The sequence below is a fragment of the Halorubrum sp. SD690R genome (genome assembly GCF_005435035.1).
Taxonomy (GTDB): domain Archaea; phylum Halobacteriota; class Halobacteria; order Halobacteriales; family Haloferacaceae; genus Halorubrum; species Halorubrum ezzemoulense.
In genome coordinates this window covers 200,811-208,068 of record NZ_SGTV01000003.1, presented here as the reverse complement: position 1 = coordinate 208,068, position 7,258 = coordinate 200,811, and the positions used below count along the sequence as shown (strand labels likewise).

The 7,258-nt window shown below is 67.9% G+C and carries 9 protein-coding genes; 6 read left to right on the top strand and 3 right to left on the bottom strand.

Translation table 11 applies throughout. The features are described from left to right. Positions 1-80 precede the first annotated feature (80 nt). The 6 genes from EXE41_RS03475 to EXE41_RS19015 all read left to right on the top strand — a co-directional run bounded on the left by EXE41_RS03475 (position 81) and on the right by EXE41_RS19015 (position 4,294). Positions 81-1,058, top strand: a complete 978-nt coding sequence (locus tag EXE41_RS03475) for an ABC transporter ATP-binding protein (protein ID WP_086216355.1) — start codon at positions 81-83, stop codon at positions 1,056-1,058. Further along, positions 1,055-1,870, top strand: coding sequence for an ABC transporter permease subunit (locus tag EXE41_RS03470; RefSeq protein WP_137690298.1), 816 nt, complete (start codon positions 1,055-1,057; stop codon positions 1,868-1,870). The genes EXE41_RS03475 and EXE41_RS03470 overlap by 4 nt, the downstream gene beginning before the upstream one ends. Positions 1,871-1,997: 127 nt before the next feature. After that, entirely contained in the window at positions 1,998-2,174 is a 177-nt protein-coding gene (rpl18a, locus tag EXE41_RS03465) for a 50S ribosomal protein L18Ae (RefSeq protein WP_049929511.1), read from the top strand. Then, positions 2,174-2,632 (top strand): prefoldin subunit alpha, encoded by a 459-nt coding sequence (gene pfdA / locus EXE41_RS03460; RefSeq protein WP_049929512.1) that lies wholly within the window; start codon positions 2,174-2,176, stop codon positions 2,630-2,632. Before rpl18a ends, pfdA begins: the two co-directional genes overlap by 1 nt. A 15-nt stretch (positions 2,633-2,647) precedes the next feature. Next, a complete protein-coding gene (gene ftsY / locus EXE41_RS03455; RefSeq protein ID WP_089307627.1) occupies positions 2,648-3,727 on the top strand; it encodes a signal recognition particle-docking protein FtsY in 1,080 nt (359 codons plus the stop codon). 102 nt (positions 3,728-3,829) lie between these two features. Then, positions 3,830-4,294, top strand: a complete 465-nt coding sequence (locus EXE41_RS19015) for a hypothetical protein (RefSeq protein WP_158294387.1) — start codon at positions 3,830-3,832, stop codon at positions 4,292-4,294. A 213-nt stretch (positions 4,295-4,507) separates the two neighbouring features. Here EXE41_RS19015 and EXE41_RS03445 read toward each other — a convergent pair whose 3' ends face one another. The 3 genes from EXE41_RS03445 to EXE41_RS03435 form a co-directional block, all read right to left on the bottom strand. Next, positions 4,508-5,542: a tyrosine-type recombinase/integrase gene (locus EXE41_RS03445; RefSeq protein WP_086216358.1), complete on the bottom strand. Its 1,035-nt coding sequence runs from the start codon at positions 5,540-5,542 to the stop codon at positions 4,508-4,510. Beyond that, positions 5,535-5,915, bottom strand: a complete 381-nt coding sequence (locus EXE41_RS03440) for a DUF5805 domain-containing protein (protein ID WP_137690297.1) — start codon at positions 5,913-5,915, stop codon at positions 5,535-5,537. The genes EXE41_RS03445 and EXE41_RS03440 overlap by 8 nt, the downstream gene beginning before the upstream one ends. 414 nt (positions 5,916-6,329) lie before the next feature. Beyond that, positions 6,330-7,235 carry a hypothetical protein gene (locus tag EXE41_RS03435; protein ID WP_089307629.1) on the bottom strand — a complete coding sequence of 302 codons (906 nt, stop codon included), beginning with the start codon at positions 7,233-7,235 and terminating at the stop codon, positions 6,330-6,332. Positions 7,236-7,258: the final 23 nt, after the last annotated feature.

Genomic DNA, 7,258 nt, shown 5'->3' with positions numbered 1-7,258 from the left:
CCGCCCCCTCGTCGCCGCCCCCGCTTCGCTTCGCGAACCTCACTCCCACATTTAAGAGCTACAGCGGAGTTGAGGACGGTATGCCCGCTATCGAGTGCCGTGGCCTCTCCAAGTACTACGGCGACGTCCGGGGGATCGAAGACGTCTCCTTCACCGTCGAGGACGGCGAGGTGTTCGGCTTCCTCGGCCCGAACGGCGCGGGGAAGACGACCGCGATCCGCACGCTGTTGGGGTTCCTGTCGCCGACGGACGGCGGCGCGACGCTCCTCGGGCGCGACGCCACGGACCCGGTCGCGTCGCGTCGCGCACGCGAGCGGATCGGGTACCTCCCCGGGGATCCGGGGCTCGACCGCGACCGTACGGCCGGCGCGTTCTTAGACCACCAAGCGGCGCTCCGCGGGGAGTCGAGCCGCGACCGCCTCGTCGAACGCTTCGGGCTCGACGAGTCGCGCCGCATCGGCGACCTCTCCCGGGGAAACCGGCAGAAGGTCGCGCTGGTGGCCGCGTTCATGTACGACCCGGAACTCCTGTTGCTCGACGAGCCGACCTCCGGACTCGATCCGCTGCTTCAAGAGGAGTTCGCGGGCCTCGTCCGCGAGCGCGTCGGCGACGGGGCGAGCGTCCTCCTTTCCTCCCACGTGCTGGGCGAGGTGGCGGCGTTGTGCGATCGCGTCGGCGTCCTCCGAGAGGGGCACCTCGTCGCGGTCGAGTCGGTCGCAGACCTCCGCTCTCGCGGCGGCAAGCAGGTGCGGATCCGCGTCGCCGAAGACGTCGATCGCGGCGACTTCGAGCTCCGCGGGATCATGAATCTGCGCGTCGGGGAGACCGTCTCGTTCACGTGGACCGGCGAGTACGACGCGCTGGTCGACCTGCTCTCGAGGTACACCGTCCTCGACCTCGACGTCGTCGATGCGCCGCTCGAAGAGGCGTTCATGACGTTCTACGACGGCGACGTTCCGGGACCGATCGGCGGCGGCGAGCGTCAGGAGGCCGAGGCGTCGACCAACCGCGGAGCGCACGCGGATCCGACCGCCGAATCGGGGGGTGACGAGCGATGAGCGACCGCGCGACCCCGTGGCTCGCGATCGCACGGTACGACGCCGCCGGCCGGGCCCGCGGAACGGTCGTGCTGACTGGCCTGCTCTCCTCGTTCCTGTTGGTGTTCCTCGCGTTCTTCCCGTCCCTGGCGACCGCGGACGTCGACCTCGACGCGTACGTCGAGGCGTTCCCGCCCGCGGTCCGGGAGGCGTTCGGGATCATCGCCATCTCATCTATCGAGGGCTTCCTCGCGGTTGAGTTCTACCAGTTCGCCTGGCTCCTGCTGGTCGGGCTGTACCTGGCGTACCTCGCCGGCGGGACGATAGCGGGGGACATCGCCTCCGGTCGCATGGACCTGACGCTGTCGGCGCCCGTCGCGCGACGCGACATCGTGATCGGTCGGTTTCTCGGACTGGTTCCGCTCGTCGTCCTCCTCAATGTCGTGCTGCCGGTCGTCGCGTACGTCGGCGTCGTCGCGGTCGGCGGGACGATCGCGGTCGAACGCCTCGCGGCGGTCCACGCGCTCGCGGTGCCGTATCACGTGGCGTGCGTCGCGGCGGGTATCGCCGTCTCGACGCTGCTCTCGCGGCCGGGGGTCGCTCAGCGGGTCGCGCTCGGGGGACTGTTCGCGCTGTTCATGTTCGACTCCCTCGTCGCCAGTACCGACTACGCCGCGGCCGGGAACGTCAGCCCGACGGCCCACTACGACCCCTCCGCGGTGTTGGTGTTGGGCGAGTACGACTTCACGGGCGCCGCAGTCCTGCTCGCCGCGACGGCCGTCCTCCTCGCGATCGCTATCGTCCGATTCCGCCGCGCGGACCTCTCGGGATGACCCCCCCTCGGCACACGATTTCCGTGACGCGACGCCGTGACGGCCGTCGTCGCGGGCGGTCCGCGATGACGCGGCCGCCTGTCGCCTTTTAGGAAGATACTTCCCTGTCCCTGCCGGATCGGGGAACATGAGTACCTACACGGTGAGTGGACGGTTCCAGAGCCGAGACGGCGACCAGCCGTTCACGAAGGACATCGAGGCGGAGAACGAGGACCTCGCCCGCGAGCGGATCTACACCACGGTCGGGAGCCAGCACAACCGGAAGCGCACCCAGATCGAGATCGAGGAGGTGTCCGAGGCATGATGGGCGGCGGACAACAGCAGCTCCAGCAGCTCTCACAGGAGATCCAGGCGCTCGACGAGGAGATCGAGGCCCTCGAAGGCGAAATCGCCGACTACCGCGAGGAGAAGGCCGACATCGACGACGCCGTCGAGGCCATCAAGACCCTCGACACGGGCGCGACCGTTCAGGTCCCGCTCGGCGGCGGCGCCTACCTCCGCGCGGAGGTCCAGGACATCGACGAGGTCATCGTCTCGCTCGGCGGGAACTACTCCGCGGAGCAGGAGCAGGGCGACGCGATCGACGTCCTCCGGCGCAAGCAGGAGGCGCTCGACGACCGGATCGAGGAGACGCAGGAGGAGGTCGACGAGCTGGAGTCCGAGAGCGACGAGCTCGAACAGCAGGCCCAGCAGATGCAACAGCAGATGCAGCAACAGCAGATGCAGCAGATGCAGCAGGCCGAGGAAGGCGACGGGGAGTAAGACGGAGACTATACCGTGTTCGACGGACTGAAAGACAAGCTCTCCGGCTTCCGCGAGGACGTCGAGGAGTCGACGGAGGCCGAGGAGGACGAGGCCCCGCCCGAGGAAGCGACGACCGCCGAGAGCGGCGCCGACGCGACCGCGGAATCCCGTTCGGCGGTCGACGGCGACGCGGGCGGTTCGGACGAGTCGTCGAACGACGACGAGCCGAGTACCTTCCAGCGCGCGAAGGCGTTCGCGACCGGGCGCATCATCATTGAGGAGGAGGACCTCGAGGAGCCGCTGTGGAACCTCGAGATGGCGCTGCTCGAGAGCGACGTGGAGATGAGCGTCGCCGAGCAGATCCTCGACAGCGTCCGCGAGAGCATGCTCGGCGAGTCCCGCAAGCAGGTCGAGACGACCGGCGAACTCGTCGAGTCTGCGCTCCACGACGCCCTCCTCGACGTCATCGCCGTCGGACAGTTCGACTTCGAAGAGCGGATCGCCGAGGCCGACAAACCCGTCACCATCGTCTTCACCGGCGTCAACGGCGTCGGGAAGACGACGAGCATCGCGAAGCTCTCCGAGTGGCTCGGTGACCGAGGCTACTCATCCGTCCTCGCGAACGGCGACACGTACCGCGCGGGCGCGAACGAGCAGATCCGCGAACACGCCGACCGGCTCGGCCGCGACCTGATCAGCCACGACCAGGGCGGCGACCCGGCGGCCGTCATCTACGACGGCGTCGAGTACGCCGAGGCGAACGACGTCGACGTCGTCCTCGGCGACACGGCGGGGCGGCTCCACACGAGCGACGACCTAATGGCGCAACTGGAGAAGATTGACCGCGTCGTCGACCCGGACATGACGCTGTTCGTCGACGAGGCCGTCGCGGGGCAGGACGCGGTCAACCGCGCGAAAGAGTTCAACGACGCCGCCGCGATCGACGGCGCAATCTTGACGAAGGCCGACGCCGACTCCTCCGGTGGCGCCGCCATTTCGGTCGCGTACGTCACCGGGAAACCGATCCTCTTCCTCGGAACCGGGCAGGGGTACGACGACATCACGCGATTCGATCCTGAGGCTCTCGTCGAGAGCCTCCTCGACGAGGAGTGACCGTCGGGCGGACCGCGCCCACTCTTTCCTTTCGGTCGCCTGAGCCGTTCTCCGCGCTCACCGCACCCCGGAGCGCCAGCTCTCGAAGTGGGCGCTCGCGGGGTGGTAGTCTGGTTCGACGCCCGGCGGCTCCGGCGGTACGGGGCCGCCGTCGCTCCCCGCGGGCGAGAGCTTCTCGTACCAAGGCCCGGCCGGGCCGCGGTACGTGTCGACGCAGTCGACGAACCGGTTGCGCCGCTCGCGGAATCGCTCGGCGGCTACGTCGCCGCCCCGGTCGCGGGCGCGCTCCGCGAGCGCCGCGGCCGCGCCGGTCCCTTCCGCGAGCGCCCAGCCGTACCGCTCGCCGGAGCCGGGTACCGGCTCGCGGTCCGCCGGCGCCGCCGCGAGGCACGAGGCTACGTCGCGAGAGCGGTCGCCGAAGCCGTTCGCCGCGCGGGACAGCCGTCGGGGTCCGACACAGAGGAAGGTGGTGACCGCCGTCCCGGCGAGGACGGACAGGCCGGTGAGGGCGGCACTCTCAGGAGCGCCATCGTCGTTGCTTCACCGTTTTTTCCGACATGTGAGTGACACGGTGCTTCGCCGTCAGTCGACACGCGGACCGTTCGAGCGGCCGGCCGCGCCGTCGACTATTTTCGGAAGGGTTCAGCCCACCGTGCTCGTGTGCGACCACCCCGGTATCTTCGCGACCGGCCCCACAGTTTGGATATAGCCACATACGATTTACGTGGCTGCGCTCGAACGAAACGAGTCGCTACTGGGACGACGAAATTGGAACCACTCTCACGCGAAGAGTCGGTAGACGTTCGCCTCGTAAACCTCCCGGACCTGATCCCCCCAGTTGTGCGTGTACGTGTCGATCACGTCGTCGGCGACATCGCCGCGGAGGTACTTCACCACTCCGCGGTCGCCGGTTCTGTCGCGGAGGTGCGTCGTGAAGAAGTGGCGGAAGTAGTGGGGCGTGACGTTCTCGTCGGCGCCGCCGCCGGTCCGGTACCACCCCTCCTCGCGGGCGTGCCGCTCGACGACGTGTCTGACCGCCTGCGGTTCCAATCGTTCCCCCCATCCCTCCGCGGTGCCGACGAACAGCGGCTCAGCCGGCGACGGCGAGTCCGGACGCACCGCGAGCCACGTCTTCAGCGCTCTGCGGAGTTCGTCGTCGACCGGGATCACCGTCCCGCGCTTCCGTTTGTTCGCGGCCGTTCGCACCTCCCCGTTCAGCTCCTCGCCGACGGTCGCCTCGGCGGTCACGAAAATCGAGTCCGGCCGTTCGGACAGCGCCGGGCGTCCCCCGAGCGAGTACGTCGCGTTGAGGAGGTCCGGGTCGCTGACCGACAGGTCTCGCAGGTCGAGGTTACACAGCTCGCCGACCCGCATGCCGGTCTTGAGGAGCGTCACCACCAGCGCGCGGTGGAGCGGGTGCCGGATTCCGGCGACGAACGAGCGCATCGCCGGGACCGAGACGTCGCGGCGGGCCGGGTCCTTATCGACGGTCTCGTCCATTTCCTCCATCACCAGCGTCATTGGGTTACCGTCGAAGGCCTCCACCTCCGTCATATACCCGTAAAACCGGTGGAGGTACGCCGCGTACGTCGCGACCGTGCTGTCGGCGACGTCACCCCGCAGCGAGTGGACGAACGCCATACAGTCGCGGTGCGTCGCGGCCTCCGGATCAACGTCGTCCAGGAACGCCTCGAACCGCCGGAGAACGCGCTCGTACGCCGCCCTGGTCCGGTCCGTCTTTCCGTGGTAGGTGAGGTCTTCGAGGAAGTAGCCGACAGGGTCGTCGGGGTCCGGAGACGCTCTCGCGCTACTCATCGGTCAACACGTACCCCCCTTCTCGGCCGCTGTACCGGATCCGATTGCGCTCCTGTAGCTCGTCGAGGGTCTCCTCCAGTTCGTCCTCCACGTCGCCGACCACCGCTTGGACGAGTTCGTCCCACGAGCGGGGCCCCGATTCGAGAGCCGCGTGGACGCGCTTTTCGAGGTCGCTACCCCCGGGGTCAGCGGGCTCGGAAGGGGACTCCTCCCGACCTTCCGATCCGGTCGGCGCGAACCCCCTCCGCCCGGCCTGAACCATCGTCCTGACGAACTCGCTCAGCGACATGTCGAGCCCGTCGGCGTGGTCGCGCCACACGTCCTTCTGTTCCGTCGGCACGTACGTCTTCACCGACTGTCGATCGCCTCCCATCGTTCTCGGACGACCGTTCTCGCTGCCGTGACTTCAATCTATCCTAGATTTCTGGATAAGTGATTTTATCTCAGTGAGCAGGACCACGTTTTGGCCGGGTTGAGTTTATTATCCAACTCTCTAGTATCATTAGTTCCAACTACTAGTTATACAATCCAAGATATTCAATTGGGACACGCGATGCCCAACGGACGGCAATGTGAATCTGATCGGCCCCGGATGTCGTCCGTCGGCCCAATCGCTTTCCCCGCTCTGCGCGAGGCGCTCGGTGCGGCGACGAGAGTCGTAGTGCGAGAACGCTGGGGTAACTGGCGATAGTACTCGGCGGGTGCCGGTTCGAAACGGCACACATCGGCGCCGGACGTCGTCCCGACTCGAACGCGTACATCTCATGCCGCTATACTATCTCTGGTATCAGACGCGGATCTCCGAGTCGGCCGCCTCTCGTTCGAGCGCCCGGAGGACGCGGGAGACCGAATCGTCGGTCTCGGCCGCGTTACGCATCAGGACCGTCTCGCTCGGGAAGAGGTGTTCCCCGACGGCGAGTCCGTGTTCGCGCGCCGTCGAGCCGGTGACGGTGAGGTAGACGCCGAGACCGACTCTGGCTATCGCCGCCTCCTCCTCCTCGTCGGCCTCCGGGTAGACGAACTCCACCCCGTCGAGCGCGTCGGTCCCTAACACGGCAGTGACGAGGCGCTCGTACCGCGGCGAGATACACAGTGACCCCTCGTAGTCGGCCAGATACGCGCGGTCGTACGTCTCTCCCGGTCTGCGTCGGTCCTCGCGTCCCATCAGCGTGTGGTACACCGTGTCACCGAGACCGGTCACCACGCGCACGTCGGTGTCGACCGGGTCGATCCGGTCGTTGATGTCCGAGATGTCGCCGAGCCCGCCCCCTCGGATCCCGACGACCTCCTCTAAGACGAGGTCGGCGGAGTCGAATCCGAGCGCGAACTCGTGGGTTCGGAGCGCACGGAACGGTTCCTCGCGGCCGACGAGCTTGACTGTCACGTCGCCGAGATCCACCGTGGCGGCGTCGAACACGATTCGCCGCGGCTTGCCGTCCCGGTCGTCGCGCAGCAGCGTGTACTCCGGTTCGGCCGCCGTCGTCGGGTCGGAGTACTCCGCGAGCCGCTCGTACGGGCCCTCGTCGGCGTCGACCGACCCCTTCGTGACGGCCTTCTCGTATCGGAGCGTGTTGCTCACGCCGTCCGCGAGCCGGTCGAGGCGGTCGTCGCTCGCGACGGTCGCGATCCGCTCTAAGACCGCTTCGAGCGGGCGCCCCTTCCGGGGCACGGCGACCGGGACCGGGTCTGTCATTGCCCCATCTGCGACCGCGCGCG